We start from the raw sequence: 14839 nt of genomic DNA, 5'->3' as shown, positions 1-14839 counted from the left end.
TTCCGCTATCCCCGGTCGAAAGTCGATTGCCGTCTAGCACAGGCTTTTTAAGACCGCAATGCATCGTCCGGCATGGTTTTCAGGCACTTTTGTCGCATCAGGCGGCAGAGTCCAGCGGAAGTGCTGGATTCATGGCACAAAGCCGAAGGCGAAGGCGAGTGGCAGGGCCGCAAGCGCCAGCTCGACAACGATCGAAACCCAGTTGAACGGCGTGTTGGCGCCGTCCGACATCATCGACAGCAGGCGGCCGAAAGCGGTGAAGAGCCACGAGAAGCCCAGCGCCATGTAGAGCAGCGGCTGCGCCAAAAGGATGCAGCACAGGCTGACGCCGAGATAGAAGCCCGACATGCGGCCGCGCCCCTCGGCGATCGCCGCCGCCTTCTCCGGCCTGGGCTGCAGCCGCAGCACGCGAAAGGCGAGTCCCGGCGCCAGGAACAGGAATAGGCCGAGCGCCAGGGTCACGACAGCGCTCGACCAGGCCAGCCATTCGCCCTGGCTCGCGGGCCACGGAAACGCGAAATCCATCTTATCCCCCTCGTAAAGTCTTGTTCTGAAATTGCCGGCATTCTAGCGGAGGAAAACCGGCACGCCAGATGGCGGCCGGCACATTAGAAAAGACGCACCAGACGAGCGGCTGGTCACGACAGCGCGAAGTCGACCGCGGCCTCGGCATGGATGCGTGTGGTGTCGAACACCGGAACGTCGAAATCGCCCTGGCCGATCAGCATGGTGATCTCGGTGCAGCCCATGATGACGCTGTCGACCTGATCGGTGCGGCGCATCCGGCCGACCTCGTCGAGATAGGCGGATTTTGATTCTCGCCTGACGATGCCCTGGCAGAGCTCGTCATAGATCACCTTGTGCACCATCTCGCGGCCGGCCTGGTCCGGCACCACGGGCTCGAGGCCGTATTTGTCTACGAGACGGCTTTTGTAGAAATCCTGCTCCATGGTGAGGCGCGTCGCGAGCAGCGCCGGACGCCTAACCCCAGCTTCAACGACAGCGCGTCCGGTGGCGTCGGCGATATGGATGAGAGGGTTCGAGATGGCCGCCTGCACCGCGTCGGCCAGCTTGTGCATGGTGTTGGTGCAGATCACCAGGCCTTCCGCGCCGCCCGCCTCCAACCTTCGGGCCGCCTCCACCAAAAGCGCGGCGGCGCCTTCCCAGTCGCCCGCATGCTGCCGTTCGGCGATCTCGGCGAAATCGAACGACCACAACAACAGCTTTGCCGAATGCAGCCCGCCCAGCCGCTCGCGCACGATCTCGTTGAGCAGGCGGTAATAGATCGCCGTCGATTCCCAGCTCATGCCGCCGATCAGGCCGAGGGTTTTCATAGGCGAGCACTCCGCTGAGCTGTCTTTCTCGTTTATAGGAAGCTCTGCGGGTCGATGTCGACCTGCACGCGCACCGAGCCGCGCAGCTTCGGCCCCTCCGCCAGCATGGCGCGGATGAAACCCTGCATATCGGCGCGCCGTTCACCCTGGACAAGCAAGCGGAAGCGGTGACGGCCGCCGATCAGCGACAATGGCGCCTCGGCTGGGCCGAGCACGAACAAGTCCGAAGCCTGGGGCGCCGCGCGCCGCAAGCCTCGCGCATGGCCCTCGGCCTCGCCCCGCGTCGCCGCGCTCACAATGATGCCGGCGAGCCGGCCGAACGGCGGCAGCCCTGCACGCTCGCGCTCGGCGATCTCGCGCTCGTAAAAAGCTTCCGAATCGCCCGAAACGATCGCCCGCATCACCGGGTGATCCGGCTGGTAGGTCTGCAGCAGGCCAAGGCTCTTCTTGCCGGTGCGGCCGGCGCGTCCCGTCACCTGGCTGAGCAGCTGGAAGGTGCGCTCGGCGGCGCGCGGATCGCCATTGGCAAGCCCGAGATCGGCGTCGACCACGCCGACAAGCGTCATGCCGGGAAAATTGTGACCCTTGGCGACGAGTTGCGTGCCGATGACGATGTCGGCTTCGCCATTGGCGACGGCTTCGAGCTCGAGCCGCAACCGGCGCACGCCGCCCAGAAGGTCAGACGACAGCACGATGGTGCGCGCGTCCGGGAAATGGGCGACCACTTCCTCGGCGATTCGCTCGACGCCGGGGCCGCAGGCCACCAGATGGTCGAGCGTGCCGCATTCCGGACAAGCCTCCGGCCGCCGCTCATTATGGCCGCAATGATGGCAGACGAGCTGGCCGCGAAAGCGATGCTCGACCAGCCAGGCCGAACAGACCGGGCAGCCGAAGCGATGGCCGCAGACGCGGCAGAGCGTCAGCGGCGCATAGCCGCGCCGGTTGAGGAAGAGCAGCGACTGCTCCTTCCTCTCCAGCGTGCGCTGCATCTGTTCCAGCAGGACCGGCGACAGGAAGCCGCCGCGCGCCGGCGGCGAGCGCCGCATGTCGATCGACTTCAGATCGGGGAGCGCGGCTTCCGCGAAACGCGACGACAGCACGGCCCGGTCGTAGCGGCCCTGGCTGGCATTGACCCGGCTTTCCACCGACGGCGTCGCCGAGGCGAGCACGACGGGAAAGCCGCCGATATGGCCGCGCACCACCGCCATGTCGCGCGCATTGTAGAAGACGCGGTCTTCCTGCTTGTAGGCGGGATCGTGCTCCTCGTCGACGACGATCAGGCCGAGTTCCTTGAACGGCAGGAACAGCGCCGAGCGCGCCCCGGCGACGACGCGCACGCCGCCCTCGGCCACTTGCCGCCAGACGCGTTCGCGCATCCGCGGCGGCAGGTCCGAATGCCACTCCGCCGGCTTGGCGCCGAACCGGTCCTGGAAACGTTCGAGGAAGGCATGGGTCAACGCGATTTCCGGTAGCAGGATCAGCACCTGCCTGACCTTGTCGAGGGCCGCCGCCACCGCTTCGAAATAGACTTCCGTCTTGCCCGAGCCGGTGACGCCATCGAGCAGAGTGACGTTGAAGGCATCGGCAGCGATTGCCGAGCGCAGCCTGTCCGCCGCAGCTTCCTGGTCCGGCATCAATTTCGGCATTGCGTGAGAAGGGTCGGGCGCGGCCACGACCGGCCGCGGCGGGATCATCACCGTCTCGAACACGCCCTGCGCCCGCAATCCGTCGATCACGGTCGAGGACACGCCCGCCGCATGCGCCAGGCCCGAGCGCGTCCAGGCCAGCCCGCCTTCGGCCGTCTCCAGCACGCGTCGCCGCGCGTCCGTCAACCGGTCCGGCTCGGCCAGCGTGCGCTGCAATCCCTCGATCCAGGGCTCCGGGTCGAACGCTTCGGGAGCGCGGAGTAGCATCCGCGCGACCATGCCTGGCGCCGACAGCGTGTAATGCGCGATCCAGTCGACGAAGCGGCGCATGGCCCGGTCGATCGGCGGGCAGTCGAAGACCTCCTCGATCGGCCGCAACTTCTTCGCGTTGACCGTCTCGACCGCGCCGTCCCAGACAATGCCCGCGACCTGGCGCGGCCCGAGCGGCACGCGCACGATCGAGCCCGGCACCACGCGCATGCCGGGCGGCACGGCATAGGTGTAGGGCCGTTCGGCAGGCATCGGCACCAGCACCGGCGCGGCCGCGACAAAGGGCGAATCTTCGATCATCAGGCGTGACCTTGCCCTGACTTTGGTCTAGATCAAAGGGGACCCTCTCATCTGCCTGGCGCCCGCCGGGCAATCCCCAAGGAGACAGCCATGAAGTTTTTCGTCGACACCGCTGACATCAAGGAAATTAAAGAGCTGCACGATCTGGGGCTTCTCGACGGCGTCACCACCAACCCGTCGCTGATCCTGAAATCGGGCGGCAAGATCGCCGAAGTCACCAAGCAGATCTGCGACATCGTCGAAGGCCCGGTCTCGGCCGAGGTCGTGGCGACCGAATTCAATCAGATGATGGCCGAGGCCGAGGTGCTGGCCAAGATCGCGCCGAATGTCTGCATCAAGGTGCCGCTGACGCTGGACGGGCTGAAGGCCTGCAAGACCATCCGCACCGAGATGAAGCGCATGGTGAACGTGACGCTGTGCTTCTCGGCCAACCAGGCGCTGCTCGCCGCCAAGGCCGGCGCTTCGTTCATCTCGCCCTTCGTCGGCCGCATTGACGACACCGGCTCGGACGGCATGGAGCTGATTTCCGAGATCCGCACCATCTACGACAATTACGATTTCAAGACCGAGATCCTGACCGCCTCGGTGCGCACGGTGAATCACGTCAAGCAGGCGGCGCTGATCGGCGCCGATGTCGTCACCGCGCCGCCGGCGACGCTGAAGGCGCTTGTCAATCATCCGCTGACCGACAGGGGCCTCGCCGCCTTCCTCGCCGACTGGGCCAAGACCGGCCAGAAGATCGGCTGAGACCGACATCTCGCCAGACCAGAAAAAGGCCGGGTGACCGGCCTTTTTTCTTGGCAAAGTGTCTATACCTTGGTGGGTCGCATGCCTTGGCGATTGGCCGGAGCGCCCATCGCGATCGTCATCCACGGGCGAAGCAAGGAGCGAAGCGACGCGGCGCAGACCCGAGGATCCATGCCGTGACATACGAGCGTCGCAACGGCGCAGAATTCTGCTCCGCTGCACCTTCGCGTTGAGGTAACGGAATGGATCCCAGGGTCTCCGCGACGCCGCTTCTTGGCTGCTCCGCCCAGGGATGACGAAGTCGGGGAAGCTTCGGCCAATCCCCGGCGAGGAATTAGGCTTTCTTGCCGTGCTTGGCCAGATCCTGCGCGATCGACAGCCGCAGCAGATCGGCCAACTCGCGCGCCGCGCGGTTCTCGGCATCGATCTGGGCGCGATAGGCCGCGAATTCCTGGCGCGGCCGGTCGAAGGACGACGGGATCGAGCGCTTGCCGACGGCAATCACCGTGTTGGTCGCGGTGTCCCTGAGCACATAGGTGGCGGTCAGCGTGACCGTGCCCGCCGTCGGCTCGTCTTCCTGGGTCTGCACCTGCACGATGGCCGCCGATTCGACCAGTTCGGTGACGCCGAGATCGAGCGTGTAGGCCGGCGAGGCCGGCTCGCCCGAGCCCTGCCCGAAAGCGAAGATCAGATTGTTGCGCACCTGCTGCGCATAGCGGGTGTTGACCGGCTTGATCGAGATCGAGGCGAGCTCGGCGGACGCGCTGAGCTGCGATCCGGGCGACAGCGGCTGGTTGGAATAGAGCGGCCGCACGGTGCAGGCCGAGACCAGCGCAAGCGCGGCGACCATGCCGCAGACCGCCAGGCGGCCGCGCAGGCGGATCGCTTGTGGCTTCACCGGATCAGGCAACGACATTGACGATCCTCTGCGGGACGATGATCACCTTGCGCGGAGCCTTACCCTCCAGTGCTTTTTGCACGAAGTCGAGAGCCAGCACCGCTTTTTCGACGGCACCTTGATCCGCGTCGCGGGCAATTGTCAAATCCCCGCGCTTCTTGCCGTTGACCTGCACCGGCAGCACGATCTCGTTGTCGACGACCAGCGCCGGATCGTAGACCGGCCACGGCCGCTCGGCGACCATCTCGGTCCCGCCCAGCGCCTCCCAGCATTCCTCCGCCAGATGCGGCATGACCGGCGCGATGATGTGCACCAGGATCTCCACCGCCTCGCGGCAGGCGCCCTTCAGCGCAGCATTGGCCTTGCCTTCGGCGACGTCGTTGAGCGGCGTCGCCAGCGCATTGGCAAGCTCATAGATGCGGGCGATCGCGCGGTTGAAGCCGAGCTTCTCGATGTCCTCGCCGACCGCCCTCAGGATCTTGTGCGCGGCCTTGGACACGGCGCCCGCATCGCCATCCTTCGCCGCTGCCGGCTTTACGCCGGGCAGAGATTCGGCGGCGATCTGCACCAGTCGCCAGATGCGCTGCACGAAACGGTGCGCGCCGGCCGCGCCATCGTCTGTCCACTCGACGTCGCGCTCCGGCGGCGAGTCCGACAGCATGAACCAGCGCGCCGTGTCGGCGCCGTAGCCGTCGGTGATCTCTTCCGGGCTCACCGTATTCTTCTTCGATTTCGACATCTTCTCCAGCGCGCCGATCGTCGCCTCCTCGCCGGTGGCGATCTCAAAGGCGAGGCGCTTGCCGCCGACATCCTCGAGCCTGACCTCGCTCGGCGACAGCCAGCGCCCGTTGTTGGACGGGCCGCCGACACGGTAGGTCTCGTGCACCACCATGCCTTGCGTGAACAGGCCCTTGAACGGCTCGGCGAGATTGAGGTGACCGGTCTCGCGCATGGCGCGGGTGAAGAAGCGCGAATAGAGCAGGTGCAGGATCGCGTGCTCGATGCCGCCGATATACTGGTCGACCGCCAGCCATTCATCGGCCGCTTTCGGCTCGGTCGGCTCATTGGCCCAGGGCGCGGTGAAGCGGGCGAAATACCAGGACGAATCGACGAACGTGTCCATCGTGTCGGTCTCGCGTCGCGCGTCGCGGCCGCATTGCGGGCACTTCACATGCCGCCAGGTCGGATGCCGGTCGAGCGGATTGCCCGGACGGTCGAACTCGATGTCGTCGGGCAGCTTCACCGGCAGGTCGGCCTTCGGCACCGGCACGACGCCGCAGGCTTCGCAATGGATCATCGGGATCGGGCAGCCCCAGTAGCGCTGGCGCGAGATGCCCCAGTCGCGCAGGCGGAAATTCACCTTGCGCTCCGCCATCGGCCGGCCGCCGATCGTCTTTGCCTCCAGCAGCTTCGCCACTTCATTGAAGGCCTTTTCGGGCTTCATGCCGTCGAGGAAGCGCGAATTGATCATCACGCCGTCGTCGACATAGGCCTCCTCGATGACCTGGAAGGTCTTGGCGTCGCCGTCTTCGGGCATCACCACCGGGATCACCGGCAGGCCGTATTTGTTGGCGAAATCGAGGTCGCGCTGGTCGCCCGACGGGCAGCCGAAAATGGCGCCCGTGCCATATTCCATCAGCACGAAATTGGCGACATAGACCGGCAGCGTCCAATTCTCGTCGAACGGGTGGACGACGCGGATGCCGGTGTCGAAGCCCTTCTTTTCGGCCGTCTCCAGCGCCGCCACCGAGGTGCCCATATGGCGGACTTCCTCGATGAACTTCGCCAGCTCGACATTCTCCTCTGCGGCCTTCCTCGCCAGCGGATGGTCGGCGGCGACGGCCATGAAGGAAGCGCCGAAGATGGTGTCGGGCCTCGTCGTGTAGACTTCGAGCTCATGCGCGTCGCCAACCGGTTTTGCCAACGGCCAGCGGATCAGCAGGCCTTCGGAGCGGCCGATCCAGTTGTGCTGCATCAGCTTGACCTTCTCCGGCCACTCCTCGAGCAGGTTGAGCGAATCCAGCAGATCCTGCGCGAAGTCGGTGATCTTGAAGAACCACTGCGTCAGCTCGCGCTGCTCGACCAACGCCCCCGAGCGCCAGCCACGGCCGTCGATGACCTGCTCGTTGGCGAGCACCGTCATGTCCTCCGGATCCCAGTTGACCTTGGAGGATTTGCGCGTCACCAGCCCCTTCTCGACGAAGTCAAGGAACAGCATCTGCTGGCGGTGATAGTAGTCGACGTCGCAGGTCGCGAACTCGCGCGCCCAGTCGAGCGACAGGCCCATCATCTTGAGCTGCTCGCGCATGACGGCGATATTTTCGTAGGTCCAGTCCTTGGGGTGGACCTTGTTCTGCATGGCCGCGTTTTCAGCAGGCATGCCGAAGGCGTCCCAGCCCATCGGATGCAGCACGTTGAAGCCCTTGGCCCGCTTGTAGCGCGCCACCACATCGCCCATCGTGTAGTTGCGGGTGTGGCCGATATGGATCTTGCCCGACGGATAGGGGAACATCTCGAGCACGTAGTATTTCGGCTTCGGATCGTCGTTGCGAGCCTCGAACAGCTTCTTTTCGGCCCAGGCCTTCTGCCATTTGGGCTCTGACGTGCGCGGATTGTAACGTTCGGTTGCCATCGGATGTTTTTCACTTAAAAGCAGGTGCGCGGTGCTGGATTAAGGCGTGTGTTGATATTCAGGTCAGGCCGGCATTCGCAGGCCGGCATCGCCCGAATATCGACACGCCCAGGCCGGCAGCCGAGACAATGTCGTCGCGGTGTTCACCATGGATTGCCGGACCCGTCAACTGCGGCGAGCCGGCCCGGCCATGAAAACTATAGGCAGGATAGTGGCATGACGAACGCCGTAGAGCAGCTTCACGCGGTCAAGGCGAAGATAGCAAGCGCCGAGCGCGAGGCAAGGCGCGAGCCCGGCGCGGTCACCCTGGTGGCGGTGTCGAAGACCTTCGCGGCCGAGGACATCCGCCCTGTGATCGAGGCCGGCCAGCGTGTCTTCGGCGAGAACCGCGTGCAGGAAGCGCAGGGCAAATGGCCGGCGCTGAGGGAGGCATTTGCCGATCTGGAGCTGCATCTGATCGGCCCGCTCCAATCCAACAAGGCCAAGGAAGCCGTCGCGCTGTTCGACGTCGTCGAGACCGTCGACCGCGAGAAGATCGCCGCGGAGCTTTCAAGGGAAATGACCAGGCAAGGCCGGACGCCAAGACTCTATGTCCAGGTCAACACCGGCTCCGAGCCGCAAAAGGCAGGCATCGAGCCGCGCGAGGCGGTCGCCTTCGTCAAGCGCTGCCGCGACGTTCATGGCTTGGCCATCGAAGGCCTGATGTGCATCCCCCCGGCCGATGAGAACCCCGGCCCGCATTTCGCGCTGCTGGAAAAGCTCGCTCGCGAGGCCGGCGTTGAAAAACTGTCGATGGGCATGTCCGGCGACTATGAGACTGCGATCGCCTTCGGCGCGACCAGCGTCCGGGTGGGATCGGCGATCTTCGGCAGCCGGTAGCCTGCGCCCCGTATCTTGCGCCGGTATCGATTGATATCTGCGGCTACCGCGTTATATCTAGCCAAGCTAGCTAGGAGCAGCAAGATGAACTGGCATCTTCAGGACGCGAAGAACAATTTCTCGAAAGTGGTCCAGCGGGCGCGAACCGAGGGACCGCAGACCGTGACACTTCGCGGCGAACGTGCCGCGGTCGTCCTCTCCGCAGACGACTACGATCGCTTGGCCGGGAAGAAGAAATCGCTCGTCGAGTACCTATTGAGCGGTCCAGGTTGGGACGAGGAGTTTGACAAGGAAATCACCCGTCGCTCGGACACGATTATCCGGGACATTGATCTCTGATGTATCTGCTGGACACGAACGTCGTGTCGGACGTGCAAAGACGGTTGCCTAAGCCGACTGCCTGGATAGCTTCGATTGATCCGGCGTCGATCAACCTTAGTGTCATTACGCTGGGTGAGATCGAGCGAGGAATCGTCAAACAGCGTAAGATCGACCCTGAAAGGGCGGCTCGGCTCGATATCTGGCTGCGAGAACTTCGAAGAGACAATACGGACCGCATTCTCGCGATCACGGAGGAGGTCGCTCTTGCCTGGGGTCGCATAACGGCGGGACGCACACGGGGGAGCGCCGACTCGCTTATCGCGGCGACCGCCCTCGTGCACGACCTGATCCTGGTCACGCGAAACGTCGCCGACTTCGAGGGCGTCGGCGTTACAGTCCTCAATCCCTGGGAAGTCTGACCGTTCTGGGATCCGCCGGCGGGCAACTTCACGCCAAGTTGACTACCGTGGTTGTGCCAGCGCTTGAAACGAAACGGCCCGTTCCTATTTGCTTGTGGTCACTCACTCCTTCTCTCGGGGAATCCCACCATGCGCTACAACCAGCTTGGCAATACCGGCCTTTTCGTTTCCGAACTCTGCCTCGGCACCATGACGTTCGGCGCCGCCGGCGAGAATGCCCAATGGGGGCTGATCGCCAGTCTCGACCAGAAGGGCGTCAACGAGATCGTCGCCCGCTCGATCGCCGCCGGCGTCAATTTCTTCGACACGGCGGATGTCTATTCCTTCGGCCAGTCCGAGCAATTGCTCGGACAATCGCTCAAGGATCTCGGCATCAAGCGCTCGGACGTCATCATCGCCACCAAGGTGCATGGCGCGATGGGCAACGGCCCGAACGAGCGCGGCTCGTCGCGCGGCCACATCATGGATTCCGTCGACGGCAGCCTGAAGCGGCTGCAGCTCGACCATATCGATCTCTACCAGTTGCATGGCACCGACACGGTGACGCCGATCGACGAGACGCTGCGCGCGCTCGACGATCTCGTCGCCAGCGGCAAGGTGCGCTATGTCGGCGTCTCCAACTGGCAGGCCTGGCGCATCGCCAAGGCGCTGGGCATTGCCGAGCGCAAGGGCTTCGCCCGTTTCGAGACCATTCAGTCCTATTACTCGATCGCCGGCCGCGATCTCGAGCGCGAGATCGTGCCGCTGATCAACGAAGAGAAGCTCGGCCTGATGGTCTGGTCGCCGATGGCCGGCGGACTGCTCTCCGGCAAATACGGCCCTGGCGCTCCCGGCAATGGCGAGGGCCGCCGCGCCTCCTTCAACTTCCCGCCGGTCAACGAAGACCGCGCCTGGGCGGCGGTCGCCGTCATGCGCGAGGTGGCGAAGAAGCATGACGTCAGCGTTGCCACCGTGGCGCTTGGCTACGTGCTGGCAAAACCTTTTGTGATGAGCGTCCTCATCGGCGCCAGCCGCATGGACCAGCTCGAGCAGAACCTCGCCGCTACCGGCTTGCAGCTCGATGCCGACGATCTTGCCAGGCTCGACGAGGTGAGCGCGCTGCCCGCCGAATATCCCGGCTGGATGCTTGAGCGGCAGAGTGCCGGCCGGCGTCCGGCGCCGTTCGTGCCGAAGGCGTGATCTATCTCCAATAGGCTGGTTTTTTTCGGGAGCCGCGCTGTCTAAGCGCGGCTCTTCCATTTCAGAGCCGGACAGTTTCCGCGAGAAAGTCGAGAAAGGCCCGCACCCGCGCCGGCAGATGCTTGCCGTGGCCGACATAGACGGCGTGCGTCGGCTCCTCGTCGCCGGGATTGAACGTCTCCAGCAGCGGCACGAGCCGCCCTGCGGCGATGTCGGGCTCGACATGCCAGCGCGCCAATCTTGCGATGCCCGCTCCGGCCAATGTCGTCAGCCGCATCGCTTCGCCATCGGTCAGCGACATGTTCCCGACGATCGGCAGGATGATCGATTTGCCCGCGGCATCAATGAAAGGCCAGCCGTCGATATGCCTGGCGAAGCCGAAGGCGAGCATGTTGTGGCGGGCAAGGTCGGACAATGCGCGCGGCGTGCCGCGTGCTGCGAGATAGGCGCGGGACGCAACCAGCACCATCCGGCTCTGGCCGAGCTTGCGCGCCACCAGGCGCGACTCGCTAAGCGGTCCGGCGCGTATGGCGACATCGGCCCGCTCCTCCAACAGGTTGATGACATTGTCGGTCAGCACCGCTTCGACGGAAATCTCGGGATAGCGCTCCAGGAAACGCGGCAGCAATTCCATCAGCCGGTGCTGGCCGAACGGCACATAGGAGTTGACCCTGAGCTTTCCGCGCGGCGCGGCGCCTGCGGCCGCCTCGCGTTCCGCCGCATCAAGATCGGCAAGGATACGCAGGCCGCTGTCGTAAAAGCTGGTTCCCTCCGGTGTCAGTTGCAGCTTGCGTGTCGAGCGGCTGACCAGCCGCGCGCCGAGCCGCGCCTCCAGCCGCGCGATCAGCTTGCTCACCGCCGAGGGCGTCATGCGCAAGGCCCGCGCCGCGGCGGAAAAACTGCCCGTCTCGGCGACGCGGACGAACACTTCGATCTCGCCGGAGCGGTTGATTTCGGGTCGCGCCATTTGTGAATTTATTTCACAGAAAATATGCCCATTGCAAGACTGGTTCACAGCTCGACGGATCACGATCTTCGGCATCGGGGCGCGGGACTTGGGCGTCCTTCAGCACCAAACGGATCCTGCCATGCCCCTTGCTCTTTATGCCCTCACCGCCGGCGCCTTCGGCATCGGTGTCACTGAATTCGTCATCATGGGTCTGCTGCTCGATGTCAGCGCCGATCTCGGCGTCTCGATCTCGGCCGCGGGCCTGCTCATTTCCGGCTACGCGCTGGGTGTCGTCATCGGCGCGCCGCTGCTTGGCGCCTTGACCGGCCGGCTGCCGCGCAAGACCTTGCTGCTTGCGCTGATGGTGGTCTTCACCGTCGGCAACTTGGCCTGCGCACTGGCGCCCGACTACTGGACGCTGATGGCGGCGCGTGTGCTCACCGCCTTCGCCCACGCCTCCTTCTTCGGCGTCGGCTCCGTCGTCGCCACCAGCTTGGTCGCGCCCAACAGGAAGGCCTCGGCCATCGCGCTGATGTTCACCGGCCTCACCGTCGCCAACATCCTCGGCGTGCCCTTCGGCACCTGGCTCGGCCAGGCCTATGGCTGGCGCTCCACCTTCCTCGCCGTCACGCTGGTCGGCGTCATCGCCTTTGCCGTGATCGCGCTGCTCGTGCCGCGCGACGAACCGGTAGCAGCAGACGAAGAGGAAAGCTCCGAAGGCACGCTCGCCGTGCTCGGCCGCCGGGCGGTGCTGCTCGGCCTCCTGACCACGGTGCTGAGCTGGGTCGGCGTCTTTGCTGCCTTCACCTATCTGGCGCCGATCCTGACCCGCGTCACCGGCTTTTCCGAGGGAGCCGTCTCGCCGATCCTGCTCGTCTTCGGCGGCGGGCTGGTCGCCGGCAACCTGCTTGGCGGACGCCTCGCCGACCGGCACCTTGTGCCGACGGTCGTCGGCACGCTGGTTGCGCTGTCGGCGGTGCTGTTCCTCATGACCGCGGCGATCCATCAGCCGATCACGGCGATCATTGCCGTGGGCCTGCTGGGTGCCGCCGCCTTCGCCACCGTCGCGCCGCTGCAGATGTGGGTGCTGGAGAAGGCCAAGGGCGCCGGCCAGGGCCTGGCCTCCTCCTTCAACATCGCCGCCTTCAATCTCGGCAACGCCATCGGCGCTTGGCTCGGCGGCTTCGTCATCGATCACGGCCCCGGCCTCGGCGCCGTCCCCCTCGTCGCCGGCCTGGTGCCGATCGCCGCGCTCGGCGTGGTGCTCATGGCGCTGCGTCTCGAACGCGGCAGCGCGATCGGCAAGCCGGTCACGGCGCAGTGCTGAACGCCGATCCCTTCGACATCCAATCAGGAGAAAAAAGATGGATTATCGACCTCTCGGCGCCTCCGGCCTGAAAGTGCCGGCGCTTTCCTTCGGCGCCGGAACCTTTGGCGGCTCCGGTCCCCTCTTCGGCCATTGGGGCAACAGCGACGCGAAAGAGGCGCGCCGGCTGGTCGACATCTGCCTGGAGGCGGGCGTCAATCTTTTCGACACGGCCGATGTCTATTCCAACGGCGTCTCGGAAGAGGTGCTTGGCGAGGCGATCAGGGGCCGTCGCGACGCGGTGCTGATCTCGACCAAGACGTCGTTGCCGATGGGCGACGGTCCGGCCGACTGGGGCTCGTCGCGCTCCCGCCTGATCCGCTCCGTCGACGCGGCGCTGAAGCGTCTCGGCACCGACTATATCGACCTTTTGCAGCTCCATGCCTTCGACGCCTCGACACCGATCGAGGAAGTGCTGTCGGCGCTGGACGACCTCGTGCGCTCCGGCAGGCTGCGCTATGTCGGCGTCTCCAACTTCTCCAGTTGGCAGGTGATGAAATCGCTCGGCCTGGCCGACAAACACGGCTACCCGCGCTACGTCGCGCATCAGGTCTATTATTCGCTGGTGGGCCGCGACTATGAGTGGGAACTGATGCCGCTCGGCCTCGACCAGGGCGTCGGCGCCCTGGTGTGGAGTCCGCTCGGCTGGGGCCGGCTGACCGGCAAGATCCGCCGCGGCCAGCCCTTGCCGGAAAAGAGCCGGCTGCACGGCACAGCCGATTTCGGCCCGCCGGTCGAGGACGAGCATCTTTTCAAGGTGGTCGATGCGCTGGAAGCGGTCGCCGCCGAGACCGGCAAGACCGTGCCGCAGGTCGCCATCAACTGGCTCCTGCAGCGGCCGACCGTGTCGTCGGTGATCATCGGCGCGCGCAACGAGGAACAGCTCCGCCAGAACCTCGGCGCCGTCGGCTGGACGCTGACGCCCCAACAGATCAAGGCGCTCGACGAAGCGAGCGCGGTGACGGCGCCCTATCCCTACTTCCCCTATCGGCGCCAAGAAGGCTTCGCCCGGCTGAACCCGCCGGCGGTGTGATCGCCGGCGCTGAAGCTGCCCCCTCAGCGCGAGCGTGAACGCGCGAGATTAGCCGCAGCCCTCTGAACTTCGTCATCCACGGGCGAAGCAGCCGCGAAGCGGCGTCGCGAAGACCCGAGGATCCATTCCGTTACCTCGATCGTAGGCGCGGCGAGCAGAATTCTGGATCGCCGCAACGCTTCGAAGTCACGGAATGGATCCTCGGGTCTGCGCCGCGTCGCTTCGCTCCTTGCTCCGCCCGTGGATGACGAAGTCACAGGCGTTTCCGCCAAACATTCGACGTCCAGAGAACTTCTGGGCAACGCCTCAGTGCACCAGAAACTCCCCATCGACCTTCCGCCACTCATTCGGCGCGACGAGCCTCTGGTGGGTATACGTCACCGAATGCAGCGGTCCGTCGAGCTTGGTCTTCCAGAATTCGATGAAGCGGATCAGCACCGGGAATTGCGGCGCTATGTCGTAATCCTGCCAGACAAAGCTTTGCAGCAGGTGCGGGTGGTCCGGATAGTGGTAAAGGATCTTGGCCGTGGTCAGCCCATATCCCCTGAGCATCAGGTCCATTTCGGAATTGTCGCGCATTGCGTTTCCTTGGTTGATTCTCCTTCCTCCCAACGCCGAATTGTGCGCACGGTTGCTTAACTGTCTATGGTTTTTTGCGAGGTCCCTAAAAATTTTTCTCATTAAAACAGGCGGTTAGCAGCCGCCCAGCGGGAGTGCTAGTAGCCTTGGGCGCTTGCCCCTGCGTCATCCCGCCGCGCGAATCCAACGTCTAATATTGCCGCCACGACGGAACTGTTAATAATGCCCGCGAATTCGCGGCCGTTTTGCCGCGATGCCGCTGGCGGCTCAAGCCGGCGAGAGTGGTT

14 protein-coding genes are annotated in these 14839 nt (G+C 64.9%); 7 read left to right on the top strand and 7 right to left on the bottom strand.

Going from position 1 to position 14839, the window contains the following annotated elements; translation table 11 throughout:
* Window positions 1-129: 129 nt before the first annotated feature.
* From EJ072_RS16275 to EJ072_RS16265, 3 genes are all read right to left on the bottom strand, one after another.
* Complete coding sequence (locus tag EJ072_RS16275) at window positions 130-525, bottom strand: DUF4345 family protein (protein WP_042645646.1); 396 nt, start codon at window positions 523-525, stop codon at window positions 130-132.
* A gap of 113 nt (window positions 526-638) precedes the next feature.
* Window positions 639-1334, bottom strand: a complete 696-nt coding sequence (locus EJ072_RS16270) for an aspartate/glutamate racemase family protein (protein WP_126080577.1) — start codon at window positions 1332-1334, stop codon at window positions 639-641.
* A gap of 32 nt (window positions 1335-1366) precedes the next feature.
* Entirely contained in the window at window positions 1367-3550 is a 2184-nt protein-coding gene (locus EJ072_RS16265; RefSeq protein WP_126080576.1) for a primosomal protein N', read from the bottom strand.
* A gap of 90 nt (window positions 3551-3640) precedes the next feature.
* Here EJ072_RS16265 and fsa point away from each other — a divergent pair, with 90 nt between their 5' ends.
* Entirely contained in the window at window positions 3641-4297 is a 657-nt protein-coding gene (gene fsa, locus EJ072_RS16260; protein WP_126080575.1) for a fructose-6-phosphate aldolase, read from the top strand.
* Window positions 4298-4631: 334 nt separating this feature from the next.
* On the opposite strand, the gene lptE is transcribed toward fsa, so the two are convergent.
* Together lptE and leuS are read right to left on the bottom strand one after the other, a co-directional pair.
* Window positions 4632-5213, bottom strand: a complete 582-nt coding sequence (gene lptE / locus EJ072_RS16255; protein WP_126080574.1) for an LPS assembly lipoprotein LptE — start codon at window positions 5211-5213, stop codon at window positions 4632-4634.
* Entirely contained in the window at window positions 5200-7827 is a 2628-nt protein-coding gene (leuS, locus tag EJ072_RS16250) for a leucine--tRNA ligase (protein ID WP_126080573.1), read from the bottom strand. The genes lptE and leuS overlap by 14 nt, the downstream gene beginning before the upstream one ends.
* A 216-nt stretch (window positions 7828-8043) precedes the next feature.
* Between leuS and EJ072_RS16245 the strand changes: the two genes are divergently transcribed.
* The 4 genes from EJ072_RS16245 to EJ072_RS16230 all read left to right on the top strand — a co-directional run bounded on the left by EJ072_RS16245 (window position 8044) and on the right by EJ072_RS16230 (window position 10625).
* Window positions 8044-8706: a YggS family pyridoxal phosphate-dependent enzyme gene (locus EJ072_RS16245; protein WP_126080572.1), complete on the top strand. Its 663-nt coding sequence runs from the start codon at window positions 8044-8046 to the stop codon at window positions 8704-8706.
* An 84-nt stretch (window positions 8707-8790) separates the two neighbouring features.
* Window positions 8791-9045 carry a type II toxin-antitoxin system Phd/YefM family antitoxin gene (locus EJ072_RS16240; RefSeq protein WP_126080571.1) on the top strand — a complete coding sequence of 85 codons (255 nt, stop codon included), beginning with the start codon at window positions 8791-8793 and terminating at the stop codon, window positions 9043-9045.
* The gene (locus tag EJ072_RS16235; RefSeq protein WP_126080570.1) at window positions 9045-9446 is read left to right on the top strand and encodes a type II toxin-antitoxin system VapC family toxin; all 402 of its coding nucleotides are present in this window, start codon (window positions 9045-9047) and stop codon (window positions 9444-9446) included. The genes EJ072_RS16240 and EJ072_RS16235 overlap by 1 nt, the downstream gene beginning before the upstream one ends.
* Before the next feature lie 129 nt (window positions 9447-9575).
* On the top strand, window positions 9576-10625 hold the full coding sequence (locus EJ072_RS16230; protein ID WP_126080569.1) for an aldo/keto reductase: 1050 nt from the start codon (window positions 9576-9578) through the stop codon (window positions 10623-10625).
* 61 nt (window positions 10626-10686) lie between these two features.
* On the opposite strand, the gene EJ072_RS16225 is transcribed toward EJ072_RS16230, so the two are convergent.
* Window positions 10687-11592: a LysR family transcriptional regulator gene (locus EJ072_RS16225; RefSeq protein ID WP_126080568.1), complete on the bottom strand. Its 906-nt coding sequence runs from the start codon at window positions 11590-11592 to the stop codon at window positions 10687-10689.
* 121 nt (window positions 11593-11713) lie between these two features.
* On the opposite strand from EJ072_RS16225, the gene EJ072_RS16220 reads away from it, so the two are divergent.
* On the top strand, window positions 11714-12901 hold the full coding sequence (locus EJ072_RS16220) for an MFS transporter (protein ID WP_126080567.1): 1188 nt from the start codon (window positions 11714-11716) through the stop codon (window positions 12899-12901).
* 37 nt (window positions 12902-12938) lie between these two features.
* Window positions 12939-13973 carry an aldo/keto reductase gene (locus EJ072_RS16215; protein ID WP_126080566.1) on the top strand — a complete coding sequence of 345 codons (1035 nt, stop codon included), beginning with the start codon at window positions 12939-12941 and terminating at the stop codon, window positions 13971-13973.
* A gap of 306 nt (window positions 13974-14279) precedes the next feature.
* Here the strand turns inward: EJ072_RS16215 and EJ072_RS16205 are convergent, their stop codons facing one another.
* The gene (locus EJ072_RS16205; RefSeq protein WP_126063777.1) at window positions 14280-14552 is read right to left on the bottom strand and encodes an usg protein; all 273 of its coding nucleotides are present in this window, start codon (window positions 14550-14552) and stop codon (window positions 14280-14282) included.
* Window positions 14553-14839: the final 287 nt, after the last annotated feature.

The organism is Mesorhizobium sp. M2A.F.Ca.ET.046.03.2.1, from assembly GCF_003952425.1.
In the GTDB taxonomy this organism is placed as follows: Bacteria; Pseudomonadota; Alphaproteobacteria; order Rhizobiales; family Rhizobiaceae; genus Mesorhizobium.
This window is presented reverse-complemented; position numbering and strand designations above follow the sequence as displayed.

Bases quoted from the DNA above. Each gene is read 5' to 3' on its own strand.
- EJ072_RS16275 (WP_042645646.1), bottom strand. From the start codon at position 525: ATGGATTTCGCGTTTCCGTGGCCCGCGAGCCAGGGCGAATGGCTGGCC.
- EJ072_RS16270 (WP_126080577.1), bottom strand. From the start codon at position 1,334: ATGAAAACCCTCGGCCTGATCGGCGGCATGAGCTGGGAATCGACGGCG.
- EJ072_RS16265 (WP_126080576.1), bottom strand. From the start codon at position 3,550: ATGATCGAAGATTCGCCCTTTGTCGCGGCCGCGCCGGTGCTGGTGCCG.
- fsa (WP_126080575.1), top strand. From the start codon at position 3,641: ATGAAGTTTTTCGTCGACACCGCTGACATCAAGGAAATTAAAGAGCTG.
- lptE (WP_126080574.1), bottom strand. From the start codon at position 5,213: ATGTCGTTGCCTGATCCGGTGAAGCCACAAGCGATCCGCCTGCGCGGC.
- leuS (WP_126080573.1), bottom strand. From the start codon at position 7,827: ATGGCAACCGAACGTTACAATCCGCGCACGTCAGAGCCCAAATGGCAG.
- EJ072_RS16245 (WP_126080572.1), top strand. From the start codon at position 8,044: ATGACGAACGCCGTAGAGCAGCTTCACGCGGTCAAGGCGAAGATAGCA.
- EJ072_RS16240 (WP_126080571.1), top strand. From the start codon at position 8,791: ATGAACTGGCATCTTCAGGACGCGAAGAACAATTTCTCGAAAGTGGTC.
- EJ072_RS16235 (WP_126080570.1), top strand. From the start codon at position 9,045: ATGTATCTGCTGGACACGAACGTCGTGTCGGACGTGCAAAGACGGTTG.
- EJ072_RS16230 (WP_126080569.1), top strand. From the start codon at position 9,576: ATGCGCTACAACCAGCTTGGCAATACCGGCCTTTTCGTTTCCGAACTC.
- EJ072_RS16225 (WP_126080568.1), bottom strand. From the start codon at position 11,592: ATGGCGCGACCCGAAATCAACCGCTCCGGCGAGATCGAAGTGTTCGTC.
- EJ072_RS16220 (WP_126080567.1), top strand. From the start codon at position 11,714: ATGCCCCTTGCTCTTTATGCCCTCACCGCCGGCGCCTTCGGCATCGGT.
- EJ072_RS16215 (WP_126080566.1), top strand. From the start codon at position 12,939: ATGGATTATCGACCTCTCGGCGCCTCCGGCCTGAAAGTGCCGGCGCTT.
- EJ072_RS16205 (WP_126063777.1), bottom strand. From the start codon at position 14,552: ATGCGCGACAATTCCGAAATGGACCTGATGCTCAGGGGATATGGGCTG.